Annotated in this window: 24 protein-coding genes; 14 read left to right on the forward strand and 10 right to left on the reverse strand. The window is 44.1% G+C overall.

Translation table 11 applies throughout. The features are described from left to right. Positions 1-243: a YwbE family protein gene (locus AC3WJC_RS12055; protein WP_492399361.1), complete on the forward strand. Its 243-nt coding sequence runs from the start codon at positions 1-3 to the stop codon at positions 241-243. A 53-nt stretch (positions 244-296) separates the two neighbouring features. Next, a complete protein-coding gene (locus AC3WJC_RS12060; RefSeq protein ID WP_492399362.1) occupies positions 297-989 on the forward strand; it encodes a DUF1345 domain-containing protein in 693 nt (230 codons plus the stop codon). A gap of 58 nt (positions 990-1,047) precedes the next feature. On the opposite strand, the gene AC3WJC_RS12065 is transcribed toward AC3WJC_RS12060, so the two are convergent. Beyond that, positions 1,048-1,719, reverse strand: coding sequence for a lipid-binding SYLF domain-containing protein (locus tag AC3WJC_RS12065; RefSeq protein ID WP_492399363.1), 672 nt, complete (start codon positions 1,717-1,719; stop codon positions 1,048-1,050). Between the two features lie 157 nt (positions 1,720-1,876). On the opposite strand from AC3WJC_RS12065, the gene AC3WJC_RS12070 reads away from it, so the two are divergent. Genes AC3WJC_RS12070 through AC3WJC_RS12080 form a run of 3 tightly spaced genes read left to right on the forward strand, consistent with a single transcriptional unit; the run spans position 1,877 to position 4,778 of the window. Continuing rightward, positions 1,877-2,863, forward strand: coding sequence for a LuxE/PaaK family acyltransferase (locus AC3WJC_RS12070; protein ID WP_492399364.1), 987 nt, complete (start codon positions 1,877-1,879; stop codon positions 2,861-2,863). A 59-nt stretch (positions 2,864-2,922) separates the two neighbouring features. After that, positions 2,923-3,585 carry a PH domain-containing protein gene (locus AC3WJC_RS12075; RefSeq protein WP_492399365.1) on the forward strand — a complete coding sequence of 221 codons (663 nt, stop codon included), beginning with the start codon at positions 2,923-2,925 and terminating at the stop codon, positions 3,583-3,585. Between the two features lie 26 nt (positions 3,586-3,611). Beyond that, positions 3,612-4,778 carry a hypothetical protein gene (locus AC3WJC_RS12080; protein ID WP_492399366.1) on the forward strand — a complete coding sequence of 389 codons (1,167 nt, stop codon included), beginning with the start codon at positions 3,612-3,614 and terminating at the stop codon, positions 4,776-4,778. Between the two features lie 3 nt (positions 4,779-4,781). Here the strand turns inward: AC3WJC_RS12080 and AC3WJC_RS12085 are convergent, their stop codons facing one another. Genes AC3WJC_RS12085 through tyrS form a run of 3 tightly spaced genes read right to left on the reverse strand, consistent with a single transcriptional unit; the run spans position 4,782 to position 7,053 of the window. Next, positions 4,782-5,237, reverse strand: coding sequence for an RES family NAD+ phosphorylase (locus AC3WJC_RS12085; protein ID WP_492399367.1), 456 nt, complete (start codon positions 5,235-5,237; stop codon positions 4,782-4,784). Positions 5,238-5,244: 7 nt separating this feature from the next. Then, the gene (locus tag AC3WJC_RS12090; protein ID WP_492399368.1) at positions 5,245-5,721 is read right to left on the reverse strand and encodes an Xre family toxin-antitoxin system antitoxin; all 477 of its coding nucleotides are present in this window, start codon (positions 5,719-5,721) and stop codon (positions 5,245-5,247) included. A gap of 48 nt (positions 5,722-5,769) precedes the next feature. After that, positions 5,770-7,053: a tyrosine--tRNA ligase gene (gene tyrS, locus AC3WJC_RS12095; protein WP_492399369.1), complete on the reverse strand. Its 1,284-nt coding sequence runs from the start codon at positions 7,051-7,053 to the stop codon at positions 5,770-5,772. Positions 7,054-7,165: 112 nt separating this feature from the next. On the opposite strand from tyrS, the gene AC3WJC_RS12100 reads away from it, so the two are divergent. From AC3WJC_RS12100 to AC3WJC_RS12115, 4 genes are all read left to right on the forward strand, one after another. Beyond that, the gene (locus AC3WJC_RS12100; protein ID WP_492399370.1) at positions 7,166-7,852 is read left to right on the forward strand and encodes an ACP phosphodiesterase; all 687 of its coding nucleotides are present in this window, start codon (positions 7,166-7,168) and stop codon (positions 7,850-7,852) included. A gap of 120 nt (positions 7,853-7,972) precedes the next feature. Next, complete coding sequence (gene rpsA, locus AC3WJC_RS12105) at positions 7,973-9,919, forward strand: 30S ribosomal protein S1 (RefSeq protein WP_492399371.1); 1,947 nt, start codon at positions 7,973-7,975, stop codon at positions 9,917-9,919. A 188-nt stretch (positions 9,920-10,107) separates the two neighbouring features. Further along, positions 10,108-10,653, forward strand: a complete 546-nt coding sequence (pyrR, locus tag AC3WJC_RS12110; protein WP_492399372.1) for a bifunctional pyr operon transcriptional regulator/uracil phosphoribosyltransferase PyrR — start codon at positions 10,108-10,110, stop codon at positions 10,651-10,653. Positions 10,654-10,744: 91 nt separating this feature from the next. Next, complete coding sequence (locus AC3WJC_RS12115) at positions 10,745-11,671, forward strand: aspartate carbamoyltransferase catalytic subunit (RefSeq protein ID WP_228951615.1); 927 nt, start codon at positions 10,745-10,747, stop codon at positions 11,669-11,671. 939 nt (positions 11,672-12,610) lie between these two features. Here the strand turns inward: AC3WJC_RS12115 and AC3WJC_RS12120 are convergent. The 3 genes from AC3WJC_RS12120 to AC3WJC_RS12130 all read right to left on the reverse strand — a co-directional run bounded on the left by AC3WJC_RS12120 (position 12,611) and on the right by AC3WJC_RS12130 (position 15,642). Continuing rightward, complete coding sequence (locus AC3WJC_RS12120; protein ID WP_492399373.1) at positions 12,611-13,189, reverse strand: GNAT family N-acetyltransferase; 579 nt, start codon at positions 13,187-13,189, stop codon at positions 12,611-12,613. 1 nt (position 13,190) lies between these two features. After that, complete coding sequence (locus AC3WJC_RS12125; protein WP_492399374.1) at positions 13,191-14,255, reverse strand: M20 family metallo-hydrolase; 1,065 nt, start codon at positions 14,253-14,255, stop codon at positions 13,191-13,193. A 73-nt stretch (positions 14,256-14,328) separates the two neighbouring features. Beyond that, entirely contained in the window at positions 14,329-15,642 is a 1,314-nt protein-coding gene (locus AC3WJC_RS12130; RefSeq protein ID WP_492399375.1) for an MFS transporter, read from the reverse strand. A 181-nt stretch (positions 15,643-15,823) separates the two neighbouring features. On the opposite strand from AC3WJC_RS12130, the gene AC3WJC_RS12135 reads away from it, so the two are divergent. Together AC3WJC_RS12135 and AC3WJC_RS12140 are read left to right on the forward strand one after the other, a co-directional pair. Beyond that, positions 15,824-17,110, forward strand: a complete 1,287-nt coding sequence (locus AC3WJC_RS12135; protein WP_492399376.1) for a DUF2851 family protein — start codon at positions 15,824-15,826, stop codon at positions 17,108-17,110. Position 17,111: 1 nt separating this feature from the next. Then, the gene (locus AC3WJC_RS12140; RefSeq protein WP_232176721.1) at positions 17,112-17,333 is read left to right on the forward strand and encodes a PspC domain-containing protein; all 222 of its coding nucleotides are present in this window, start codon (positions 17,112-17,114) and stop codon (positions 17,331-17,333) included. A gap of 1 nt (position 17,334) precedes the next feature. On the opposite strand, the gene AC3WJC_RS12145 is transcribed toward AC3WJC_RS12140, so the two are convergent. Further along, entirely contained in the window at positions 17,335-18,510 is a 1,176-nt protein-coding gene (locus tag AC3WJC_RS12145; protein WP_492399377.1) for a GAF domain-containing sensor histidine kinase, read from the reverse strand. Between the two features lie 228 nt (positions 18,511-18,738). Here AC3WJC_RS12145 and AC3WJC_RS12150 point away from each other — a divergent pair, with 228 nt between their 5' ends. The 3 genes from AC3WJC_RS12150 to AC3WJC_RS12160 all read left to right on the forward strand — a co-directional run bounded on the left by AC3WJC_RS12150 (position 18,739) and on the right by AC3WJC_RS12160 (position 22,823). After that, the gene (locus AC3WJC_RS12150) at positions 18,739-21,738 is read left to right on the forward strand and encodes a PAS domain S-box protein (protein ID WP_492399378.1); all 3,000 of its coding nucleotides are present in this window, start codon (positions 18,739-18,741) and stop codon (positions 21,736-21,738) included. 59 nt (positions 21,739-21,797) lie between these two features. Beyond that, positions 21,798-22,139, forward strand: coding sequence for a response regulator transcription factor (locus AC3WJC_RS12155; RefSeq protein WP_492399379.1), 342 nt, complete (start codon positions 21,798-21,800; stop codon positions 22,137-22,139). Between the two features lie 240 nt (positions 22,140-22,379). Then, positions 22,380-22,823: a DUF2147 domain-containing protein gene (locus tag AC3WJC_RS12160; protein WP_492399380.1), complete on the forward strand. Its 444-nt coding sequence runs from the start codon at positions 22,380-22,382 to the stop codon at positions 22,821-22,823. A 36-nt stretch (positions 22,824-22,859) separates the two neighbouring features. Here AC3WJC_RS12160 and AC3WJC_RS12165 read toward each other — a convergent pair whose 3' ends face one another. After that, a complete protein-coding gene (locus tag AC3WJC_RS12165; protein WP_492399381.1) occupies positions 22,860-23,921 on the reverse strand; it encodes a type I restriction endonuclease in 1,062 nt (353 codons plus the stop codon). Between the two features lie 145 nt (positions 23,922-24,066). Continuing rightward, positions 24,067-24,636, reverse strand: coding sequence for a YceI family protein (locus AC3WJC_RS12170; protein ID WP_492399382.1), 570 nt, complete (start codon positions 24,634-24,636; stop codon positions 24,067-24,069). Between the last annotated feature and the right edge of the window lie 261 nt (positions 24,637-24,897).

The raw sequence follows: 24,897 nt of genomic DNA on the forward strand, positions 1-24,897 counted from the left end.
ATGGCAGGCATACCCACATTCAGGCTCACCAGCGAAGGCGGCGGCAACAACGGCCAGCGCCGCGAAGATATTTACCCCGGCCTGGAGGTCGATATCATCCTGAAAAAAGATCAGCGCAGCGGCGCACGTACCCGCGGCATTGTTGAAAAGCTGCTCACCAGCGCGGCATTTCATTCCCGCGGCATAAAAGTAAGGCTGGAAGACGGGCAGGTGGGCCGGGTAGTTGAAATTATCGGCGACTAAAATTTCATCAGCAAGCCGTGTAATATATGCCGCCGTTTATTCATATTTGATACATGAGCGGCATCCCCCCTAAATTGCAAAAACCCAAAGGATTATTTTTACGGATAGACGCGCATTACCGTATCTATATTTCAATGCTGGTGGCCGCGGGGGCATTTTTTATCTTTCGTGCCGAATCGGTACCCGCTACCATTCTTACCACCTGGATAGGCTTCGCCCTGAGTATTATTATACTGGATTGGATAGTGATATTCGGCGCTCACCCTCGCGAGATCCGTAAGATAGCCAGTTTGGAGGACTCAAGCCGTACCCTTATATTCATCATTGTATTGGGTGCCGCTTTAATCAGTTTATCGGCAATTTACATCTTACTCAAATCCACCAAAGGCCATGCGGATGATGAAGTTACCGCAAACGTATTTTTAGCCCTTGGCGCGGTTATTACTTCGTGGTGGCTGGTACATACGCTATTTACCATGCGTTATGCCCATATTTACTATGACTTACAGGCTGATAAGCCCGATTCGCCTGCGGGCCTGCAATTTCCGGATGAGCCCCTGCCCGATTATCTCGATTTTGTATACTTCTCTTTCGTAGTCGGTATGACGTTCCAGGTGTCTGATGTGGAGATATCCTCACGCCGCATACGCCGTTTGGCGCTGGTGCATGGCTTGGTATCGTTTGTGTTCAATACCGCGATAGTAGCCTTGAGCATCAACATTATCTCGGGCCTGGTATCAAACTAAAAAAAGCCGGCCCTGTACAGGATCGGCTTTCCGTATAATTTTTACCCGGTACAATCAATTACATTTTAGCTAAAGTAGCTTTAAGATTTTTCACCTCCTCTGTTGTAGTTTTTGATGAAGCGAATATTTCCTGCGAGGTAGCTTTTGCACCGTAGTAGTTGGCAATGGATGATTTATCAATTGCTAGGTTTGAACCATTGATGCTGATACCGGCAAACAAGCCTTTGCTGCGCGAGTAAGAGTAGATCTCGGCATCCAGTTCATGATCGGTACTGGCGCTCGAACTGCGGCCAACCGGACCAGCAGTTGCCGACACATCGCCACCGATGGTAAAGTCGCCATTTTTAACCTTGGTTAGCACGCCCTTGCTTTTAAACACCAGCACCAGGTCAACCGATTGTACACCGATCTGGAAACCGATGCTACCGCCGGTCATGGTAATAAATACCGGATCGCTCCAGCTACCGTCGGCCAGTTTTACCATGGCCACGCCTTTGCCGCGTTTGCCGCCAATGCCAAAGCCCGCGTTTATTAGTTTAGGGATTACTACAAGGCCCTGGTATTCCTGCAACAATTCGTGCGGTATGCTTTCCTTCATTTTGGTGAATGCCGTAAGCACCTCGGTTGATTTATTGATTCTTTCTGTTTCCTTACCTGCGTCAGCGGCTGAGGTCAGTATAAAAAACACGCTTAACAAAAGCGGGAGTTTTAAAAATTTTAGCGTTTTCATAAGCTCTTTAAATGTTTGGTATCGTCTATGTATTTAGCTGCAATATTACAACCAACAAGCATAATGCTTGTTTAACTAAACGTGCATTTTACTTTATTATGATAGGCCGGGCAGGCGTTAAATTTGCATGGCCGGGCTTTTAATTATCTTTGCAGTAATGAACAAACCCGGTAAAGAGCAAATATTTTCTATCAGCAACGAGGCTGAGTTTAACCACGCCGCAATTGATGTATTCAGTTACCAGGCTGAGCATAATATTGTTTACAAGGAGTTTTTAAGCGGATTGAATATTGATGCAGCTTCGGTAAAGGATGTTAGCAGCATCCCGTTTTTGCCGGTGGAGTTCTTTAAATCACAGGCGGTAGTTACGTCGCATGATGATATTGAGGTTACCTTTACCAGTTCGGGCACTACCGGCATAGTTACCAGCCGCCACCATGTTACTGATGTAAGCTGGTATGTGGAGAGCTTTCGCAAGACATTCAGTTTGTTTTATGGCGATATAAAGGATTATACGGTGCTGGCCCTGCTGCCCTCCTACCTGGAGCGCGAAGGTTCATCGCTTATTTATATGGCTGATGACCTGATCAAACAATCAAACAACGTCGACAGCGGTTTTTACCTGTACAACCACGCCGACCTATTTCATCAGCTTAAAAAACAGCAGGAATTAAAAAAGCCAACTTTATTATTAGGCGTAACCTTTGCGCTGCTCAATTTTGTTGAGCTGTACCCGATGAATTTTCCGGAATTGATGGTGATGGAAACCGGGGGCATGAAGGGCCGCCGTAAGGAAATGATCCGTGAGGAACTGCATGACACGCTTGGCCGGGGTTTTGGTGTTAAAGCAATACATTCAGAATACGGCATGACGGAACTGCTCTCGCAGGCTTACTCGAAAGGCGAGGGTATATTCAATTGTCCGCCCTGGATGCGCATCATTCCCCGCGACCCGAATGATCCATTGAGTATCATCGGTACCGGCAAAACGGGCGGCATCAATATTATCGATCTGGCCAATATCAACTCCTGCTCATTCATTGCCACGCAGGACCTGGGTAAGATATATGCCGATGGCTCCTTTGAAATACTGGGACGCTTTGATAATTCAGACATTCGCGGCTGTAATTTACTGATAGCGTAAACTTTATTTGCACCTATCAGTATTTTGCTATTTTTGCGTGAGCCCAAAAGCTAAAAAATATGATAGAACAATTTCTAAACGATCAGCAGGATGCCGCTGCCGTTGAAAAAGTATATACCCGCCTGGTTGATCTGCTTACAACCGGCGAAGAAATATTATACATAGCCGTACAAAAAAAGCCGCTGGTAAACCTGTTTCCGGATTGTATAGCGCTTACCAATAAACGTGTCCTATTCTTTACCCCCGCTAACCTTGGCTTGTCCATTAAATTTATTGATTTTGTGTGGAAGGATATTGTTGACGTACACACCAAAGAAGAGATTATTGGCGCGGTATTCACGGTAAAAACCGTAAACGGTGCCGAAATGGGTGTTGATTACCTGCCTAAAGTACAGGCACGCAAATTATACCAATATTCGCAGGAGCGTAAAGAGGCCGAGCGTGAAGCCCGCCGCCTGCGCGAACTGGAAGAAAAACGTGCCGAATCGGGTTCAGTAAATATTGATAACCCCGGCCATGTAGCTATTCAGCCGCCCGCACCTGCTCCGGTTGCCCCTGCTCCCGAGCCTATACCGGTACCTGAGCCTGTTAAGGAAGAACCTGTTGCTAAGCCCGACGAGCTGACCGAAAAACTCAAAAAACTGAAAATGCTTTTTGATAACAGCCTGATCTCGCAGGAAGAATATAACCAAAAGAAGCTGGAACTACTTAAAGATTTATAATAGCAGCAGCTAAGCCCGGCGCAAGCATGAAATATATTTATTTGCTTTTTATAGCACTCTATCTTAATCCGACCTTAGCGCAACAAAAGCTGCCTGTTATAAAAGCGACCTCAAAAAAGGCAAGTATAAGGGACGGCGGCTTTCTGGACAAAGATGCCTGGAACCTATCGCCCCAGATAAGGCCCGATGTTTATACAGCCGAACGCACCCGCGAAACCAAGTGGGTTACTTTTTATACCGATATCGATTCCATCAGAGTAAAGGTTACACCCGGCAGCCGCTTTAACTTTGTGGTTTTACTTAATGGTACCGATTCGTGCTATACGCAGATAGCCAGCGCCATTCCGCCGCAAACAAAACAGAAGGTTGCCGCCGCTACTGATACTATTCCGTTTGAGCTGACAGCATTTAACGCCATTAAGGTAAAATGTATATTAAATAACATTGATACCTTAAACATGCATTTTGATGTTGGCTCATTTGATTTCCGCATTATACGGGATGCCATGCTTAATAAAACGCACCTGCTTACCGGTCAGCGTGGCCAGACTAAGCCTGATTTCAGTAAGGCTGATAAGATCAGTAAAATACAGATGGGCAATACAGTGTGGAACAATCCCGAGGTAGCCATAAACAACCAAACCGCGCACGAAATGGATGGCCGCTTTGGCTGGAACCTGTTTGAAGGCAAGGTTGTTGAAGTAAATTACGACAAGCACCTCTTACTGATCCATACCCAACTACCGGCTTATTTAAAGGGATATGATAAGCTGAAACTCAAATTTATCCGCTCGTTTGTATGCGTTGACGGTAGTTTCCTCATCAATGGCAAGCGCTATACGGGTGATTTTTTGATGGATACCGGCGCCGACCGTGCCATGATCCTGGACAGTAGTTGGGTAGCCCGCAATAATTTCCCGCAAAATTTAAAAGTAGCTAAACAGTTAGAGGCCACAGATCCGCGCGGCGTGAAATATCCCGTAAAAACGGTGTTTACACCCTTATATCAATTAGGAAAGTTCAGGCTCAATAACGTACCTGCGCTAATGCTAAGCGGCAAAAACCCGGTTGGGTTTGAAATAAATTATTTAGGAAACGATCTGCTCAAGCGGTTTAACCTGGTATTTGATTTTCAGCACGATAATTTGTACCTGAAGCCTAACGCGTTGATTAATTCAGATTACAGGAGCTGAGAGCTATAACAACCTGTCGTCAAACCTGAATGGTGAAACATGTACAATCCGGGCTTTTTCCATATCGGCATGGCGTGGATTGATCAGGTAATTAAACTCTGCCGGAACGATGATAGAGGGTACAGCCATAATTAAATATTCGCCCCTTTTCAAAAAATCATCCCCCATCTGGCGTGTCAGTGTTGATACCGAAATATCATCATGCCAGTTACCCGGCAACGTTTTAACGTCAACCTCAAAAATATTATTTCCAGGTAGTTCTATTTCAACAAGGCAATAATTGTCGGGCACTAAAAGCGGCGGTAAGTGCACCAACACCTCTAACATCGCTAATGAGCGTGATGATGCAGTATAAAGCATAGGCCTGCCTTCGCTGTTCCAGCGGCCGCCATACAGGCGTGCGCCGGTACCGGCAAGATCGCGGCCATAATCGCAGCTTGTAATACGGTAAACTATCATTTACAGTTTAAGCGAATATGCCATGCTCAATACGGCCAAGCTCACGGAACACCATATCAAAGCCTGCTGAGGTATCTAATAATGAAACCGGCGTTTCACCTTTAAATATGTACGATGGCGTTTTTATCCATTGTTTAAATTTATCGGCGGAACCAAAAACCTCCTCGCCGCGTTTATACAGGCGGGCAAGCTCAACGGCCTTTTCGGCGTATTCCTTTTTGATAATGGCATCATCCTCGTAACGCTGCAGCGTACGCTCCGAGATATGTAATATATTGGCCAACTCCTGGATACTCAAGGAGATTTTTTTGGCCAGTGTCAGCAATACGTGTTTAGGGAAACCCTGCCTTGCCAAAGTAACAATATCAAATTCAGTATTGAATTTTAATGCATTACTGTTACCCAGTAAGTTATAATATGGTGCTGGCGATGGCAGGTATGCTACCATCGGCTCGCTCAACTCGTTTTTATCATCCTTTTTCATAACCCTCCGACATTTATACAAATATAAATACAAAATGTCGGATTTTGTTTATTCTGCTACAATTAAAAAATAATTTTTCTTACCCTTTTGTGCTACCAGGTATTTGCCGCCTATCAAGCTGGCAGAAGTATATACATCATCAGGGGTAGCTATTTTATTTTTATTAACAGATACACCACCGCCTTGTATCATTTTTTTAGCTTCACCTTTTGAAGCGAACACGGTTGTTTTACCGGCCAATAAATCAGTAGCGCTAATGCCTTCATTAAGTTCGGTAAGTGATATAGTAAAGTTAGGTACACCTTCAAATACGCCTTTTACTTCAGCATCAGTAAGTTCATTTAAAAACTCAATACCTATATTACCGAATAAGAACTCAGATGATTTGATAGCCTTTTCGTAAGCGGCTTCACCATGTACACGGATAGTAATATCTTTCGCCAGCGCTTTTTGCAGTGTGCGCAGGTGCGGTGCTGTATCATGTTCGGCATCTAAAGCTTCAATGGTTTCCCTATCCAACAAAGTAAATATACGGATGTAGCTTTTAGCATCGGCATCGGTACTGTTTAGCCAAAACTGGTAAAACTGGTAAGGTGATGTTCGTGCCGGGTCAAGCCATACGGCGCCGCTTTCGGTTTTACCGAATTTGGTACCATCAGCCTTTTTAATGAGCTGGGTGGTTAAGGCAAAAGCCTCTCCGGCACCTTTACGGCGTATAAATTCAGTACCGGTAACAATATTACCCCATTGGTCGCTGCCACCCATTTGTAATACACAATTGTGGTTTTTCCAGAGGTAGTAAAAATCATAACCCTGTACCAACTGGTAAGTAAATTCCGTGAATGACATGCCGGTATCGCCCTCCAAGCGTTTCTTAACCGAATCCTTCGCCATCATATAATTTACGGTAATGTGCTTACCTACATCACGTATAAAATCCAAAAAAGTAAAATTCTTGAACCAATCGTAATTATTAACCATTTGCGCGCTGTTGGCACCGCTGTTAAAATCCAGAAACTGCTCCAGTTGTTTTTTTACGCATTCCAGGTTATGCTGAAGCACATCTTCTGATAACAGGTTACGCTCCTGCGATTTACCTGAAGGATCGCCAACCATACCGGTAGCGCCGCCAACCAGCGCGTACGGCTTATGCCCCGCACGCTGAAAGTGGATCAGCGTCATGATCTGGGTAAGGTGGCCAACATGCAGCGAATCGGCGGTAGGATCAAAACCAATATAGCCCGAAGCCATACCTTTATTCAATTGCTCCTCAGTTCCGGGCATAATATCATGCAGCATGCCCCGCCAGCGTAATTCTTCAACAAAGTTCATTGTAAGTGATTTTTCAAAAGCTGCAAAGATAAAATAATAACATCATTGCCGCCGTTCTCATTAAAAATTAGTAATTTGGGATGATCGCGTAACTATAATTCAAACGCCACCTATGAATTTTTTGTCGCATTACTTTTACGAGCGTGATAACACCAACTGCTATTTTGTGTTAGGCACCGTACTGCCTGACCTGCTCAAAAATGCCGATAAAAATGTAATTATCCACCCCGAAAAATTGACCCACCCGGATCCGCGTGTAAATGCCTTAATAGGCGGCTGGAGAAAACACCTGGAGGTTGACCGCTATTTTCATTCATCAGCTTTTTTCACCGAACACTCGCATGCCTTAAAGCTTGAGCTGGCCCCCATTATTAAAGGCACGGCGGTTAAGCCGTTTTTTTTAGGGCATATAGCTATTGAATTGATACTGGACAACCTGCTGATCACCACCGGAGAGGTTGATACCGATGCCTTTTACGATCACCTGCAAACCTGCGATAAAGACGTAATTAAAGATTTTCTGCATTTTAGCGATATGGATAATCCGGATGTGTTTATGCGCTTTTTTGAGCTGTTTATAAAAGAGCGCTACCTGCATACCTATGCCGAAACGCAACACATTGCCTACGCCTTAAAACGCATTTGCCTACGTGTTTGGCCCACCCCTTTTACACCTGAACAGGAGGCTGCTATAGATGAGGTACTATCCTCGTACCGCCAAAAAATCATTAACCATTATATGGAAGTATTTGATGTGGTAGCCCAGGGATTGGCCTCTAACGCCGAAAAAATCACCTGATGTTAATAAAAACCCCTTTAAAATCAACATATAACATCAAATAAATTTTTTTGTACTAAAAATATATCTGTACCTTTGCAGTCCCAATTTATAATTGGGAAAAAGGAGAAAATTTATTTAATGGCAAAAAAACAAGAAGCAGAAAAAGAACTAAAAGCGAAGCAAGCTGAACTTGATTCAGTAAATGCCTCTGCGCAAAAAGAAACAATTGAATCAGAAGCTGATTCATTTTCTATTGACGACATCAAACTACAACTGGCAACCCCATCAGCAGATTTTGACTGGGACGCGGATGACAAAAAATTCGGTAACTACAATGATGACGAGCGCCAAAAGCTTGAGCAACTGTACGATGGTACTTTCAGCTCGATCACTAAAGGCGAGATCATTACCGGTACTGTAGTAAACATCAACAGTAAAGATGTTGTATTAAACGTAGGGTTCAAGTCAGACGGTTTAGTGTCGACTTCTGAATTCCGTGATATGCCTGACCTTAAAGTGGGCGATAAAGTTGAAGTTTTTGTTGAATCGCAGGAAGATGCTAACGGTCAGTTAGTACTTTCACGCAAACGCGCAAAAACACAACAATCATGGGAGCGCATTAATGCTGCTTTAGATAACGATGAGATCATCACCGGTTTTGTGAAAAGCCGTACTAAAGGTGGTTTAATTGTTGATATAATGGGCGTTGAAGCCTTTTTACCAGGTTCACAGATCGATATCAAACCTATCCGTGATTACGATGTGTACGTTGGTAAAACAATGGAATTCAAGGTTGTTAAAATCAATCACGAATTTAAAAACGTTGTGGTTTCCCACAAAGTTCTTATTGAGGACGATCTGGAAAACCAAAAAACAGAGATTGTTGCACGCCTTGAAAAAGGCCAGGTATTGGAAGGTACCGTTAAAAACATTACCGACTTCGGTGTATTTATCGATTTGGGTGGCGTTGACGGCTTATTGCACATTACCGATATATCTTGGGGCCGTATCGAGCATCCGCGTGAAGTACTTGCGCTTGATCAAAAGATCAACGTTGTGGTACTTGACTTTGATGACGAGAAAAAACGTATCGCCCTGGGCTTAAAACAACTTACCCCTCACCCTTGGCAAAATTTGGATGAGAACATCCAGGTTGGTTCAATCGTAAAAGGTAAAATTGTTACCGTTGCTGATTATGGCGCATTCCTTGAAATCACCCCGGGTGTTGAAGGTTTGATCCACGTATCAGAAATGTCATGGTCACAAAACCTGCGTAACCCACAGGAATTCCTTAAAGTTAGTGACGAAGTAGAAGCACAAGTACTTACACTTGACCGCGAAGAGCGCAAAATGTCATTAGGCATTAAACAATTAACGCCTGATCCATGGCAGCAAGCTGCTGAGAAATACGCCATCGGCACTCAGCACGTAGCTACCGTTAAAAACATGACCAACTTTGGTGTGTTTGTTGAACTGGAAGACGGTATTGACGGCTTGATCCACATTTCTGATCTTTCATGGTCTAAAAAAGTGAATCACCCTAACGAGTTTACTAAAGTTGGCGAGAAACTGAACGTTGTAGTTCTGGAGCTTGATACCGACAACCGTAAACTGAGCTTAGGCCACAAACAACTGGAAGAAAACCCTTGGGATACTTTTGAAACCGTATTCACTATCGATTCGATACATGAAGGTACTGTGTTAAAAGTAACTGACAAAGGTGCTATCGTAGCTTTACCTTACGGTGTTGAAGGCTTTGCGCCAACCAAACACCTGGTTAAAGAGGACGGAACAAGCGTTAAGGCTGACGAAACTGCTGAATTCAGGATCATTGAGTTTAACAAAGAGAACAAACGTATTGTTATTTCTCACTCACGCATCTGGGAAGAAGCACGCGCCGAAGCACGTGTTCAGGATTTTGAGAACCGCAAGAAGGAAGCTAAGTCTGCCAGCAATGCTGTTAAAAAAGTGAAAGATTCTGTTGAGAAATCTACCTTAGGTGATCTTAGCGTACTTGCACAATTGAAACAACAGATGGAAGGCGCTGAAAGCGAAGCCCGCAAATCTCAGGAAGATTCAAAATAAGCATTAAGTAAATTTAATTCTTCATAGCAAAGCCGCTGTACCCAGGTACAGCGGCTTTTTTTGTTTGGTTGATTTAATAATCACTTATGATGTAATTATATGCTGCAAATTCTAAATTGATAACTAATCGTTATTTGACGTTCAACTAATCAACAAAATTCCTATTTTTGCCCAAATCTATCCCAGCGATGCTAAATCTAACACTGCTCGACGGTCAGAAATTTCAGATAACTATACAGCGTTTGTGTCGTCAACTGATCGAAAATCATAATGATTTTTCAAACACCGTACTTATAGGCATACAGCCCCGCGGCATTTATTTAGCCCGCCGTGTGGCCGAAGAATTGCGCAAAATATTACCACAACACACCATATTACAGGGCGACCTGGACATTACCTTTTACCGTGACGATTTTCGCAGGCGCGAAAATCCGCTGGTGCCTAACCAAACCAGTATTGATTTTATAATTGAGGGCAAAAAGGTGGTAATGATGGATGATGTACTATGGACCGGCCGTACCATACGCGCCGCCATGGATGCCATGCAAGCCTTTGGCCGCCCCGAAAAGGTGGAACTGCTAACGTTGGTTGACCGCCGCTACTCAAGGCATATACCGGTGGCTGCAGACTATGTGGGTATTGAGGTTGATTCCATCGCCTCGCAGCGTGTAGTGGTAAGCTGGAAGGAAACCGACGGTGAGGACAAGATAGAATTACTGAGCGAAGTAAAGTAAGCTTAACGGCTCGTAATTTAAGTGTATATAACAGAGTATAGTATTTAAAGTAAATTCGAGATCGGACATCCGAATTTCGAAATCAAATAATATGGCAGGATTAAGCACAAGGCACCTTTTAGGCATCAAGGATCTGAACCAGGCAGACATTGAACTCATATTACAAACTGCCGATACCTTTAAAGCGGTATTGAACAGGCCGATCAAAAAAGTGCCATCGCTTAGGGATGTTACCATTGCTAACATATTTTTTGAAAACTCTACCCGTACCCGCTTGTCGTTCGAGCTGGCTGAAAAGCGCCTCTCGGCCGATGTGGTAAACTTCGCGGCATCGTCATCATCCGTGAGCAAAGGCGAAACGCTGATTGATACGGTAAACAACATTTTAGCCATGAAGGTGGATATGGTAGTAATGCGCCACCCGTATGCCGGCGCAGGCATCTTCCTATCAAAACACGTGAACGCGCAAATAGTTAATGCCGGCGATGGTGCGCACGAACACCCTACCCAGGCCCTGTTGGATGCTTACTCTATCCGCGAAAAATATGGTGATGTTGCCGGTAAAAAAGTAGTGATCGTAGGCGACATACTGCACTCACGTGTGGCACTATCCAACATACTTTGCCTCAAACAACTGGGTGCCGAGGTAATGGTTTGCGGCCCTACAACACTCATACCTAAATATATTGGCACATTGGGCGTAAAAGTAGAGCACAACCTGATCAAAGCCCTTAACTGGTGCGATGTGGCCAACATGCTTCGTATACAGTTAGAGCGTCAGGATATAAAATATTTTCCATCCCTGCGCGAGTATACCATGCTTTACGGCTTGAACAAGCAAATACTGGATAGCCTGGATAAAGAGATCATGGTGATGCACCCCGGCCCCATTAACCGCGGCGTTGAAATAACCAGCGATGTGGCCGACAGCAAACAATCCGTTATACTTGACCAGGTAGAGAATGGCGTGGCTGTGCGTATGGCGGTGCTGTATTTATTGGCGGGGCAAACTGTATAACTCCTCTTAAATCCTCCCCGAGAGGGAGTACTTAAAATAACACCTTGTAATTTAGAAATAGGTTCAAATAGAGGTAACTAAAAAACCTTAAAAATTTTGAAGTACAACCCAATTATACACTACAATTCCGGCCTCTTAATTTTCGGATAGCAGAAGGATGCACTGGCTTTCATAGAAAATTAAAAAGCCGGCGATTTTTGTTTCTTTTGATCGCTCAAAAGAAATTGAGGACAAGTAATAAAGATCCTGTGTTGGTACTTTGATTAAGTGATTGTGATTTAATCATCATCAATCTGCTCTTGGCCGTAGAGGCCAGTTACTTTGTCTTTAACACAAAGTAACCATACTAAGCGTAGCGATCTCATGAACGCCTTAAAAAACAAATAATAATGTGAATAAAGTCAAGCCGGAAAAAACCTTCCGCCCACACGCCATACTCCCTGGCTCGGTTGTCTGGCAGGCCAACGCTCTTTTTGTATAATTTATCGTTTTATAGTTATGCGCACAAACCGTAAATAACCTATAATACCGGCATCAGGAATGCCCGGAGCAGCATAAGCCCTGCCAAAGCACAACCTTTCACCGTCAGGACGTAGCCGGCGATTTATTCGCATATATTTTTTTTTGGTGCTCATGAGATCGCTGACGCTAAGTTTTGTTTCTTTTGATCGCTCAAAAGAAATTGAGGACAAGTAATAAACTGTTAGTGCTTTATTTAAGTAATTGTGATTTAATCATCGTCAGTCTGCTCTTGGCCGCAGAGGCCAGTTACTTTGTCTTTGACACAAAGTAACCAAAAGTCAAGCCGGAAAAAACCTTCCGCCCACAGGCCATACTCCCTGGCCCGATTTTCCGGCAGGCCAACGCTTGGTTTATTCTATAATTTAATAAAATAATTGCGCGTACTTGCGAGTTGGTTATCTAAGGCATTGGAAAATGCTAAAACCCCAATTTATGCAACGGGCTCTCCGGCCACTCGCTCTTTAATATGCTGTAATATGCCGAGCTTCGTAAAAAGCCATCATATAATTTAATATGCTGCCGTACGGTACCCTCATACCTGGCACCGAGGCTTGCAATAGCTTTGCACGAGCGGATGTTACGTTCATCGGCACGGAGTTGGATGCGGTTAAGGCCTAATACCTCAAAGCCATAACGCAGTATCTCAAATTTCATGGCTTTGTTGAGGCCTGTTCCGCGAAACTCGGGGGCTATCCATGTCCACCCCAAATGCGCGTGTTCATGCTGCCATGATATTTCAGCCAAACGGGTGCTGCCTGCTATCCGGTTGGTAGCGGCATCAATTATGGCAAATACGGCGCAGGTACCGGCTTCCCTTTCGGCTATGGCTTCAGTTATGTATCTATGCAAAGCACCGGGTTGCGACAGCTCTGCCGGACTGTACATCCAGCATTCCTTATCGTTGGCTATGGGTTGTAAAGCAGCCTCGTCGCTCAATTGCAGGGGGCGCAGTATTACTTTGACGTTTTGCAGGGTGGGCGACAGGTTAAACTTCATATCAGCAAATTTGCTCCAGCATATCAATATAGATCCCTATCCCCTGCTCTATCTCATCCACATAAACAAACTCATCAGCGGTATGTGACCTTGCCGAATCGCCGGGGCCAATTTTCAGTGATGGAATATCCAGCAATGATTGATCAGACGTGGTTGGCGAACCGTAGGTATCTCTGCCCAGGGCAATGCCGGCCTGTACTATCGAATGGGCCTTATCAATTGATGATGGTTTTAAGCGGATTGAACGCGGCTTAACCTCGCAGCTTACATGCTCACGGATAATCTCCAGCACCTCCTCATTACGGTAGGCATCAGTAACGCGCACATCAACCGTAAAAGTGCAGCTTGCGGGCACCACGTTATGCTGCGAACCGGCGTTGATAATGGTAACCGACATTTTTACCGGACCAAAAACTTCCGATTCCTTCGGGAACCTGAAGTTGCGGAACCACTCAATATCCGTTATCGCTTTGTAAATGGCATTGTCACCCTCTTCACGGGCGGCATGGCCTGCTTTGCCATGGCTGGTACAGTCCAGTACCATCAGGCCTTTTTCGGCAATGGCCAGGTGCATTTGGGTTGGCTCCCCTACTATACCAAAGTCAAGTTTACCTAAGTCGGGGATAATCAACTCCAAACCATTAACGCCTGATATTTCTTCCTCAGCAGTAGTGGCCAGGCAAAAATTATATTTTAAACCCTCCTGCTCATAAAAATACAGGAATACGGCAATGAGCGATACCAGGCAACCGCCGGCATCATTACTACCCAGCCCGTATAATTTGCCGTCCTCAATCTTGGCATCAAACGGATCGCGGGTATAGCCTGAATTGGGTTTAACCGTATCGTGGTGCGAGTTAAGCAGGATGGTTGGCTTGGCCGGGTCGAAGTGCTTATTCCACGCCCAAAGGTTGTTCAGCTTACGGTGAACAGAAATGCCATGCTGCTTTAAAAACTGTTCTATAAGGTCGGCAGTACGGTCTTCCTCTTTACTGAATGAGGGCGTAGCGATCAACTGCTGAAGCAACTGTACCGCCTGCTGAAAAAGGTGCTGTTTATCGGTCATATAAAACCGGGTAGTTCCCGTTTGGTAAGGCGCAAAAATAAGCTTTTTTGCTGATTATCGGCTTTTTGAAAAGCTATACCTCGCTAAGGTATTCATCCTCTATTTTTGATGACTTGCGGGTATCGCTCATGGTGCCGTATATCAGTAACGATATAAATATACATGCGGTAACATAGTAAAAGAACCACTCGGGGTGCCCCTGGCTTTTTAAGTACAGCGCGATATACTCGGCGGTACCGCCAAAAATAGATACCGCTATGGCATAAGGAAAACCCACACCCAATGCCCTTACATTGGCGGGGAACAGTTCGGCCTTTACTACCGCATTGATAGAAGTATAGCAGCTTACTACCACCAGCGCCAGCATGATCAGCAAAAAGGCAGGCGCGGCCTGGTGGGTATTGCTCAATGCCTTAAGCACGGGTATGGTTACCAACGTACCCAATATACCAAAAGCTACCAGTAACGGCTTACGCCCGATTTTATCGCTCAGCAAACCAAACAAGGGTTGCAGCAGCATAAAGAAAACCAGCGACACGGTTGATATTAACGAGGCCTCGGCTTTGCTGAATTTGCTGGTATCAACCAAAAACTTTTGCATGTAGGTGGTAAACGTGTAAAAGGCTACTGTACCGCCCAATGTTAAACCAATCACGGTGAAAACCGCCCTTGGGTGCTGCGCCAATGCACGCAATGTACCTTTTAATGGGTTGGCGCTGTTTTTTTGGTTTTGGTAGGATGACGACTCCTTTAAACTGCGGCGCAGGTACATGGTAACCACAGCCAGTATGGCCCCTATTACAAACGGGATGCGCCAACCCCAGGCGTGTAGCTGCTCCTCGGTTAAAAATACCCTTTGCAACAACACCAGTACCCCCATCGCCAGCAATTGCCCCATAATTAATGTAACGTATTGAAAGCTGGAATAAAAACCGCGGTGCTTTTTATCGGCCATTTCGCTGAGGTAGGTAGCGCTGGTGCCATATTCGCCGCCCACGCTGAGGCCTTGCAACATACGGGCCAGCAGCAACAACAGCGGCGCGAAAACGCCAATGCTATCATAAGATGGAATAACGGCGATAATCAATGAACCCAAACTCATCAGCAATACCGAGAAGGTAAGCGCTGTTTTACGCCCTCTTTTATCGGCGAACATACCCATCAGCCAACCGCCGATAGGCCGCATTAAAAAACCGATAGCGAATATACCGGCCGTATTTAGTAAACGCACTGTAGGGTTAGTATCCTTAAAAAAGGAATCAGAAAAATACAGCGAGAAAGATGAATAGGCATACCAATCGTACCACTCCACCAAATTACCCATAGAGCCGCCAATGATGGATCGCAGGCGTTCGGCAGTAGTAGGTGGGGTTGCTGTTTGGTTCATGATTTAAAAGTAGGTTTTTTTAAGGAGAAAGGTAAAAGCGGAAAGGCGAAAGTGGAAAGGTAAAAGCAGAAAGGTAAAAGGTAAAAGCGGAGGGGTAAAAGCGGAAGGATGGAAGGGCGAACCAGCTAACGAAAATTAAATCCAATTATACCAATCCCAGCCAAAACCATTATTTTGCACCATGCTTATCACTGAGGATTTTTTGCACTATGTATGGAAGTTCAGGCTGTTTGATCGTAGCGCGTTAAAAACTGTTGAGGGTGATGAGATCGAGGTATATTCGGCAGGCATGCATAACAAACATGCCGGGCCCGATTTCCACAACGCGCGCCTGCGCATTGGCGAAACTACCTGGGCAGGCAATGTGGAACTGCATATTTCCTCGGCCGACTGGCAGCGCCACAACCACACTACCGATAAGGCTTATGACAATGTGATACTGCACGTAGTTTACCGTGATGATGCCCCGGTTACCCTCCCAAATGGCCGCAAGTTACCCACCCTTGAGCTGCATAACCGTATTTCGCCCGATCTGTATGGCCGTTACCACAACCTTATTTTTGGCGAAAGGCAATTCATCCCCTGCGAGGCGAACATAACTCTTGTTGATGAGCTTACCATGAGCAACTGGCTGTCGCGCATATTGGTTGAACGGCTCGAGAAACGATCGGAAGCCGTACTAACCACGCTGGCTGCCAACCGCGGCGACTGGGAAGAAACTTTTTACCAGTTTTTAGCCGCCAACTTTGGCTTTAAAACCAATGCCCTGCCTTTTGAATTACTGGCCCGCTCGCTGCCGCAGATCACTCTGGCCAAACACAAGGACAACCCGCTGCAAATTGAGGCATTGATATTCGGTCAAGCCGGATTTCTGGATGGTGATGTGGCTGATGATTATCCGCAGAAATTAAAAACGGAATATCAATATTTAAAGCACAAACACAACCTTACTCCTATTGATAACCACTTATGGAAGTTTATGCGTATGCGGCCGCAAAATTTTCCTACCATCAGGCTGGCACAGTTTGCGAGCCTAATTATGCAATCAAACCATTTGCTGAGCAAGGTTTTGGAAATACGGGAAGTTAAAGGGTTACAGGAGTTGTTTGATAACATCAGCATCAATCCTTACTGGGAAAACCATTACCGCTTTGATGCCGAAAGCAAACCATCACCCAAAAACCTGGGCAAGGCATCAGCCAATGTTTTACTGCTCAATACGGTAGCTTTGTTTTTGTTTACTTATGGCAAGCAGCACCGGCAGCAATACCACATTAACCGAGCACTAAAGTTGTTAGAAAGTTTACCTGCCGAAACAAACAACATTACCGCGGATTTTGTTAACTTAGGGTTGAAAATAAAAACGGCTTTTGAAAGCCAGGCATTCCTGGAATTAAAAAATAATTACTGCGATTATAAGAAATGCCTTGATTGCGCCGTTGGAAATAAAATACTAAAGCTGAACTGATATGTTGCAAAGGATAATCACCTTTTTTGAGCGTTACTCTTTCGGGGTATGTACTTACCTGGGCGACCGCTTCAATGTATCCATAGCTAAAATTCGCCTGTTCTTCATCTACTCTTCGTTCCTGGCGGTAGGCTTTCCGTTGATATTCTATTTCTTCGCAGGCATCGTGCTTGATATCCGTAACTACGTTAAACGTACCCGTACACGCCTTACCGATCTTTAGCTTATAATATTACTTTAAAACTGCTACCCTCGCCCGGTTTACTTTGCACGGATACACTGCCGTTCATGCGGTCAACAAACTCTTTTACCAGCAGCAGGCCAAGGCCATTGCCTTTTTCGTTTTGCGTGCCTTGCGTGGTACCATTCTCGTTGCCGTTAAATAATTGTTCAGCTTTGGCCTCGGGCATGCCAACTCCGGTATCAGTTATCGTAATTTCGGTTTGGTTACCATTTTTTGCCGCGCTGACGGTTATGGTGCCCTTCTCGGTAAACTTGTTGGCATTGCTCATCAGGTTACGCAGTATAAATTCAAGCACTCGCCTATCGGTGTTCATCACAAACTCCTGCTCAATGCCATTTACCATGGTATTACCCTTATCGCGGTTATTAAGCACCTGCGAACCGATGATGCATTGTATCAGCTCCCGCAGGTCAATATTATCATAGTTGAACTTATCAAACTTTAACTGCATCTCGCCCCAGTTAACCACATTCTCGATCATATCAATGGTGCTGTCGAGCTGTAAACTGATCGAACCCATCATGCTGTTGGTTTCCGCCTCATCCAGCAGATCGCTATTACGAAACTCGATAACTGATTTAAGCGAGGCCAGCGGGTTACGTACATCATGCGCCAGTATGGATATGATGCGCTTTTGGGTTTGCGTTAAATAATTAAGATGCTTGTTTTTAATGCGCAGCTCGGCAACCTTTATCACGTTATCAGCCAAAACCCTTAGTGCGAAACGTTGGCGCTCATCCAGATGCCGGGGCACACGGTCGATAACGCACAGCGTACCCAGGCGGCTGCCTGTGCTGGTTACCAGGGGCACACCTGCATAGTAACGGATAGACGGATCATCAGTAACCAGGGGGTTATCAAAAAACCGATCGTCCTCCTTTGCATCATGTACTTCGAATATATTATCCTGCAATATGGCGTGGCTGCAAAAAGATATATCGCGGCTGGTTTCGGCAACTTCAAGCCCTACACGTGCCTTAAACCACTGGCGGTTGGCATCAACCAAACTGATGAGCGATATGGGCATACTGCAAAGGTCTGACGCGAGCCTTACAATATCATCAAACTCCTGCTCCTGCGGTGTATCAAGCAGTTCGGTTTTATATAATGCCTCCAGCCTTGATAATTCATTAGCCGGCAATTGCGCACTGTTCATGTTGCTATTGTTAAATTTTAATGCAAGGTTAAATTTATACGTATAACTAACCGTAGTTGTTGCCTTGGTACTTAAATGCCTGTTTACTTGCTTTGTATGTTTCGTTATGTTTAATAATTTAACACGCCGTTAATTGCAAATTTTTAAAACAAATCAGCAACCCAAATCATTTTTATAAACGATCAATTTATTAATCATGCAGCATATTTACAAGTTTTTACTAAGATAATGACCGGCAGCCCTGAACCTGAACCTATTTTTAACGATAACGTTTTCAGGACACTCATCGAGGAGTCGCCTACGGCGGTTGGTTTATATACCGGCCGCGAAATGCTTGTGAAGCTTGCTAACGATGCCATGCTGAAAGTTTGGGGCAAAGGCAGCGATGTTATTGGCTTAACACTGAAGCAGGCACTACCCGAACTCGAAGGCCAACCTTTTTATGATCTGCTTGATAATGTTTACACATCCGGCATAGCTTATGAAGCTACAGAAGACCGTGTTGACCTGGTGGTTGACGGCCGCCTGCAAACCTTTTATTTTAATTTTACTTACAAGCCCTTAAAAAACGCGGATGGTTTGGTATGGGGTATATTAAATACCGCTACCAATGTTACCGAACTGGTTTTAACCCGCAAAAAACTTTACGACAGTGAAGAGAGTACCCGCTTTGCCCTGTATGCAGGCGAGTTAGGCACCTGGGACCTTGATACGCTGAACAACGTAGTTACCTGGGATGAACGTTGTAAAGAATTATATGGCTTTCCGCAGGATGATATTACTACTTACAGTAATGTACTGAGCAACATTCACCCCGATGATGTAGACAGGGTAAACCAGGCTGTACAGCAGGCCGTCAGCATTGATTCGGTTACCAACGGAAATTATTTTTGCGAATTCCGCACCATTGGCGCTACGGATAAACGCTTGCGCTGGTTGCGCTGTAAAGGTAAAGCCTACTTTAATGCCGATTGCATTGTTTACCGCTTTGCAGGCACAGCTATGGATATTACCCGCGAGGTTGAAGATAACCGCCAGCAACGTGAACTATACGCGCTGGTTGAAAGCAGCGACGACATAATTTATGTGGCCGACCTGAATAATCAGCTCACCTACATCAACAAAACCGGGCAGGAATTGCTCGGCATAACAACACTTAATAATTTACAGGGTACAGATATTTTTATAACTGATGATTTACAGCGGTTGCAAAACGAAGTACTACCTATATTATTAAAAAGAGGCAAGTGGAGCGGCGATATACGTTACCGTAATTTTACCACCGGCGCGCATGTACCGGTACACATTAACGCCTTACGTATTGATGACCCCATGACGGGTAAGCCTACCGCCTTTGCTGCCGTTAGCCGCGATCTGCGCCCCGAAATACTGGCCAACAGCGAAAAGAACAAGCTGCTGGGGCTGGTTGATAACAGCAGCATATTTGTGGCCCTATCAAACCTAGATGGTTTAGTTACCTATGTAAACACCTACGGCCGCGAAATGATAGGGCTGGACAGCCTTGAAGAAGTGCTGCGCCCCAATGCCGACTATGTGATGCCCGGCGAGATGGAAAGGATACGTGAGGATTACAGCCGGGGCTTGGCTGAAAAGGGCATCTGGACAGGCCATGTAACCTATAAACATTTTAAAACCGGCGAACCGATACCTGTTGAAGGCCGTACCATTTTAGTGTACGACCCCATTACCGGCGAACCGACGGGGCGTGCAACCATATCACGGGATTTGCGGCAGGAACTTGCCGATAAGCAGGCCTTGCAGGAAAGCCAGCACTTGCTATACAATATCACCTCAGCATCGCCAACGGCGTTATGGATGGCCGATCAGGATGGTAAAGTTACCTATGCCAACCAAACCTGGCTGGATTGGACAGGCCAGACCTATGAACATGTGCTGGGCAATGGCTGGATAAACGCCATTGTTGAGGAAGACCGCGCCGCTGCCGAACATGACTTTGCCGATGCCCGCCTGAAAAGAGTGCCTTATATATCAAACTTCAGGCTGGTAAGGCAGGATGGTGTTATATTATGGTGCGTAGCCAAGGGTAACCCTCAATATTACGCCGATGGCTCATTTGCCGGGTACATAGGCTCATGTACTGATATTACCGAAAAAACACTGACTGACCAAAAGCTGCAACAAACCAATGGCGAGCTTAACGAGCAGATAAACCAGTTTGCCTTTGTTACCGATTTTATGCCCGTACAGTTATGGACAGCCGGTTTAAATGGCGAACTTGATTATGTAAACCGCCGCATGCTCGATTATTTTGGCGTTGATGCTAATGATATCAAAGGCTCGTTATGGCAAGGCGCTGTACATCCTGATGATTTAGAGCGTACAGTTAATATATGGCGTAATACACTAAATAACGGGGAGCCTTTCCAGGTTGAATTCAGGCTGCGCGATGCTGATGGGATATACAAATGGCACCTGTCAAGAGCGCTGCCTTTTTATCACGATGGGCAAATCATCAAATGGTTTGGCACCAATACGGATATTGATCAGCATAAACAGCTACAGCGCCAAAAAGATGATTTTTTAGGCATAGCCAGTCATGAACTTAAAACACCGGTTACCAGCATAAAGGCCTACGCGCAGGTGCTTGGCGCAATGCTTACCAAAGAGGGCGAACACAGCAAGGCCGCCATGGTAAGCCGTATGGACAGCCAGATAAACCGTCTCACTAACCTGATAGGCGATCTGCTGGATGTAACCAAGATCAACTCGGGCAGGCTGCAATTCAACAAAACCTGGTTTAGCCTCAACAGCCTGGTTAAAGAGGTAATGGACGATTTGCAGCATACTACCGTGAAGCATCAGCTTATAGAAAGTTTTGCCCAAACCGGAAACATTTATACAGACCGTGACCGTTTGAGCCAGGTTATTGTGAACCTGATCAGCAATGCCATTAAATACTCGCCTACTGAAGGTAAGATAATTGTGAGCACACAGCGCGAAAATGATACCGTTACCCTGAGTGTTAAGGATTTTGGTATCGGAATTGCAAATGATAAACAAAACCGGGTGTTCGAGCAGTTTTACCGGGTGAGCGGTAACATACAGCACACCTTTCCGGGGCTGGGGCTCGGCTTATATATCTCCTCAGAAATTATTAAACGCGAAGGCGGCAAAATGTGGGTGAACAGTGTTGAGGGTGAAGGGTCAACTTTTCATTTCAGCCTGCCCGTGCAGCCCGAAAATTAATTCTTATTTAAGATACTTTTACATTTTTATAGATGACAGACCTGAAACACAAAAAAATAATGATAGCAGATGATGATCCGGGGATTGTGGATGCCGTTGAGATGCTGCTTGAGTTTGAAGGATATGCCGTTACCTCTACTGTTGAAGGCTCTTCGGTGCTTTCGTTAAAAGAAAACCTGCCCGACCTCCTGCTGCTTGATATATGGATGAGCGGCGAGGACGGCCGCGATATTTGCCGTAATTTAAAGGCCGATGAAACCAAAAAACATATCCCGGTGATCATGATATCAGCCAGTAAGGATATCAAGGACTCTGCCATGCAGGCCGGTGCCGACGATTTTTTGGCCAAGCCTTTTGAGATGAATGACCTGCTAGAAAAAATAGAAGCGCTGATAAAATAAGGCGACCAGAATTTTAAAATTTAATGTCATTTCGACGAGGTACGAGGAGAAATCTGTCCGCTTTGCTATAAACGCAGACGGATTTCCCGCTACCGCCTCAGAATTGAATAATATAAAAACTACGTCATTGCGAGGTACGAAGCAATCCCCGAGCGATAGGTCATCGGGACTATCCTAAAGAGATTGCTTCGTACCTCGCAATGACGCTTAGTTATATAAGCTACGCCTAAAGTACTTTACATGATAAAAACCATCCTCACCACTGCCTTAATATGGTTTGCAACGTTCAATGTAAACGCGCAAACTACCGGCGATGCCATATTAGGAAAATGGACATCGGCGGATAAAAAAATGGTGGTGCAAATATATAAGCAGGGCAGCGAATACCGCGGCAAAATGGTTTGGTTTAAGGATGACGACAGCAAACCGATGGACGAATGGACCGACAAACACAACCCCGACGAAAAGCTGCGCGACCGGAAACTTTTAGGCATGGATGTAGTAACCGGCTTAATCTACAAACCCAACGACAATAGTTACGAGAACGGCTCCATTTACGAAGCCCAGACAGGCAAAACCTGGAATGCCACAGTAAAACTGGATGGCAATGATGTGATGAAAGTTAAAGGCTACTGGCACGTAAAATTCATAGGCCGCACCATGATTTTTAAGCGGGTAAAGTAGTTAGTGCCCCTTAACAAGTAAGCACTAACTACTTTTTTAAATGTAGCTTTTGACAGTAGTTAGCAAAGAATCTTTAAAAGAATAAATATCATCTAACGTCTGAATTTCTTTTCTTACAAAATTCTTAGCATCGTCAACTAATGCTATACTGAGTTTTTTCTTAGTAAAGAATAGCCTGCAAATCGGCTTTCTGTTGTTATCGTCTAATAAAATCGCACAATAACTTAATGCATCTCGTAAAATAACCCGTTTGGGGTCAACAAACTCACTTACAATAGATTTTATAATCATAGAAGCAAAAATCTCTTCTTCTGTAGTCTCTATTTTATTATCTCCGTCCTGAATTGTCCCTACTTCAGCAACAGGTTCTGTCACCTCTTCTACCTTTTCCACCTGTAGTGCGGTTTTTAACCTTTCATTTATCAAGTCGCTGGAATAAACAGAGCAGGCCTTTTTAGTTATAGCTTTAAATTGTTCTAATACTTTTTGAGTGATGGTATTAGGATAAACTTTACGTGCAAAGTATTTCACAAAATCATCACTTGGATCGCCAAACTCTTGATGGAGAAGATGTTTAATTTGATTTAGATACTTTAACTCACTTGCTGTATTAGTAATATTATCAATATTAAAATAAGATTTATGAAACTTTTTAAGTTCCATGATTTCATTTTCCTTGATATCGGTTATTTTGAACTCAAAAAATGGTTTATCATCCATTTTATTGGGAGTAACCAAATCCGTATAGAAGCGATAATCAACACCATTTGTTAACAAAGCAAACTTTGCCGCAGTTGTATGAAAGTATCTAAATAATTGAGAATTATGAGGATTGAGATCTTGAGTGTAGTGCTTACATTCAACAAGTAAAATCGGATTACCTTCACTTAGAATAGCATAATCTACTTTTTCTCCTTTTTTAATTCCAATGTCGGCAACAAATTCAGGGCTTACCTCAAAAGGGTTAAAAACGTCATATCCTAATAACTGGATAAACGGCATTATTAAAGCGTTCTTTGTGGCTTCTTCAGTTTGAATCTGGGGGCACAATTTGTCTACTCGCGCAGCAAATTGTAATATGGCATCTTTGAAATCCATAATGATAAGGTTTGTAATTATTTAATAAACAATTATACAATAATATAAACCTAAAAACAATGAACCTATTTAAAACAAAAGGGACGCATTTTATAAATGCGCCCCTTCATATTTATATATCGAATTACGAATTAACCAATACTGATTAAGCTTTGCCGAATTCGCCGTTGGCTTTAAATTCAACTTCTTCGCTTACTACAGCCGCAGGTACGGTACCTACGCCAAAGTCGGTACGTTTAATGGTACCGCTAACCTGAAAACCGGCAACATCCTTTTTAGTCATCGGGCTAACTTTTGCACCACGGAACCACAGGTCAAGCGTTACCGGTTTAGTTACACCATGCATGGTTAAGTTACCGGTAACTTTATATTTGCCGGCACCGGCTGGTGTTAATTTAGTGCTGGTAAAGCTGATGGTAGGGTATTTTGCAGCGTCAAAAAAGTCGGCACTTTTAAGGTGGCCGTCACGTTTTTCGTTATCCGTATCAACTGAAGCTACCTGTGCGGTAAAATCAAGTTTAGCATCACTAAAATCAGCTTTTGATGAAGTAATGGTCGCGTCAAAATCTTTAAAACGTCCGTCAACGTCGGATAGCATCATGTGCGTTGTGCTGAATTTAAGGTTGGCGTGAGCTTTGTCAAGCTTCCATGATGATTGCGCGAAAACTGCTGTTTGCATTAAAACAGCGGCTAACAGGATAATTGTTTTTTTCATTGTCGTATTTATTTAAATAATATTTTCCGTTATTTGATGTGCAAATGTAATAATAGGTTTAATGTTTAAAAATTTATTTGTTTAAACATCTAATAGTTTACATATTGATGATAATTAATAAATTAGCTTAAATCGCACCGCTACAGCAGCTTTCCAATCTCTATCAAACCCTAAATATCTTTTATAATCAACAAACAAATCCCGCTTGTAACTTACCTGTTACTTCTGCGTATAAACCACTTACCTGATTAATTAACTATA

This window comes from Mucilaginibacter sp. FW306-07-L, from assembly GCF_058782065.1.

Excerpts from the sequence above, each read along its gene's own strand:
- AC3WJC_RS12160 (WP_492399380.1), top strand. The coding sequence starts at position 22,380 with ATGATAAAAACCATCCTCACCACTGCCTTAATATGGTTTGCAACGTTC.
- AC3WJC_RS12150 (WP_492399378.1), top strand. The coding sequence starts at position 18,739 with ATGACCGGCAGCCCTGAACCTGAACCTATTTTTAACGATAACGTTTTC.
- AC3WJC_RS12120 (WP_492399373.1), bottom strand. The coding sequence starts at position 13,189 with ATGAAGTTTAACCTGTCGCCCACCCTGCAAAACGTCAAAGTAATACTG.
- AC3WJC_RS12090 (WP_492399368.1), bottom strand. The coding sequence starts at position 5,721 with ATGAAAAAGGATGATAAAAACGAGTTGAGCGAGCCGATGGTAGCATAC.
- AC3WJC_RS12100 (WP_492399370.1), top strand. The coding sequence starts at position 7,166 with ATGAATTTTTTGTCGCATTACTTTTACGAGCGTGATAACACCAACTGC.
- AC3WJC_RS12115 (WP_228951615.1), top strand. The coding sequence starts at position 10,745 with ATGGCAGGATTAAGCACAAGGCACCTTTTAGGCATCAAGGATCTGAAC.
- AC3WJC_RS12080 (WP_492399366.1), top strand. The coding sequence starts at position 3,612 with ATGAAATATATTTATTTGCTTTTTATAGCACTCTATCTTAATCCGACC.
- AC3WJC_RS12165 (WP_492399381.1), bottom strand. The coding sequence starts at position 23,921 with ATGGATTTCAAAGATGCCATATTACAATTTGCTGCGCGAGTAGACAAA.
- AC3WJC_RS12055 (WP_492399361.1), top strand. The coding sequence starts at position 1 with ATGGCAGGCATACCCACATTCAGGCTCACCAGCGAAGGCGGCGGCAAC.
- AC3WJC_RS12060 (WP_492399362.1), top strand. The coding sequence starts at position 297 with ATGAGCGGCATCCCCCCTAAATTGCAAAAACCCAAAGGATTATTTTTA.
- AC3WJC_RS12155 (WP_492399379.1), top strand. The coding sequence starts at position 21,798 with ATGATAGCAGATGATGATCCGGGGATTGTGGATGCCGTTGAGATGCTG.
- AC3WJC_RS12135 (WP_492399376.1), top strand. The coding sequence starts at position 15,824 with ATGCTTATCACTGAGGATTTTTTGCACTATGTATGGAAGTTCAGGCTG.
- pyrR (WP_492399372.1), top strand. The coding sequence starts at position 10,108 with ATGCTAAATCTAACACTGCTCGACGGTCAGAAATTTCAGATAACTATA.
- AC3WJC_RS12125 (WP_492399374.1), bottom strand. The coding sequence starts at position 14,255 with ATGACCGATAAACAGCACCTTTTTCAGCAGGCGGTACAGTTGCTTCAG.
- AC3WJC_RS12070 (WP_492399364.1), top strand. The coding sequence starts at position 1,877 with ATGAACAAACCCGGTAAAGAGCAAATATTTTCTATCAGCAACGAGGCT.
- AC3WJC_RS12130 (WP_492399375.1), bottom strand. The coding sequence starts at position 15,642 with ATGAACCAAACAGCAACCCCACCTACTACTGCCGAACGCCTGCGATCC.
- AC3WJC_RS12075 (WP_492399365.1), top strand. The coding sequence starts at position 2,923 with ATGATAGAACAATTTCTAAACGATCAGCAGGATGCCGCTGCCGTTGAA.
- AC3WJC_RS12170 (WP_492399382.1), bottom strand. The coding sequence starts at position 24,636 with ATGAAAAAAACAATTATCCTGTTAGCCGCTGTTTTAATGCAAACAGCA.
- tyrS (WP_492399369.1), bottom strand. The coding sequence starts at position 7,053 with ATGAACTTTGTTGAAGAATTACGCTGGCGGGGCATGCTGCATGATATT.
- AC3WJC_RS12140 (WP_232176721.1), top strand. The coding sequence starts at position 17,112 with ATGTTGCAAAGGATAATCACCTTTTTTGAGCGTTACTCTTTCGGGGTA.
- AC3WJC_RS12085 (WP_492399367.1), bottom strand. The coding sequence starts at position 5,237 with ATGATAGTTTACCGTATTACAAGCTGCGATTATGGCCGCGATCTTGCC.
- rpsA (WP_492399371.1), top strand. The coding sequence starts at position 7,973 with ATGGCAAAAAAACAAGAAGCAGAAAAAGAACTAAAAGCGAAGCAAGCT.
- AC3WJC_RS12145 (WP_492399377.1), bottom strand. The coding sequence starts at position 18,510 with ATGAACAGTGCGCAATTGCCGGCTAATGAATTATCAAGGCTGGAGGCA.
- AC3WJC_RS12065 (WP_492399363.1), bottom strand. The coding sequence starts at position 1,719 with ATGAAAACGCTAAAATTTTTAAAACTCCCGCTTTTGTTAAGCGTGTTT.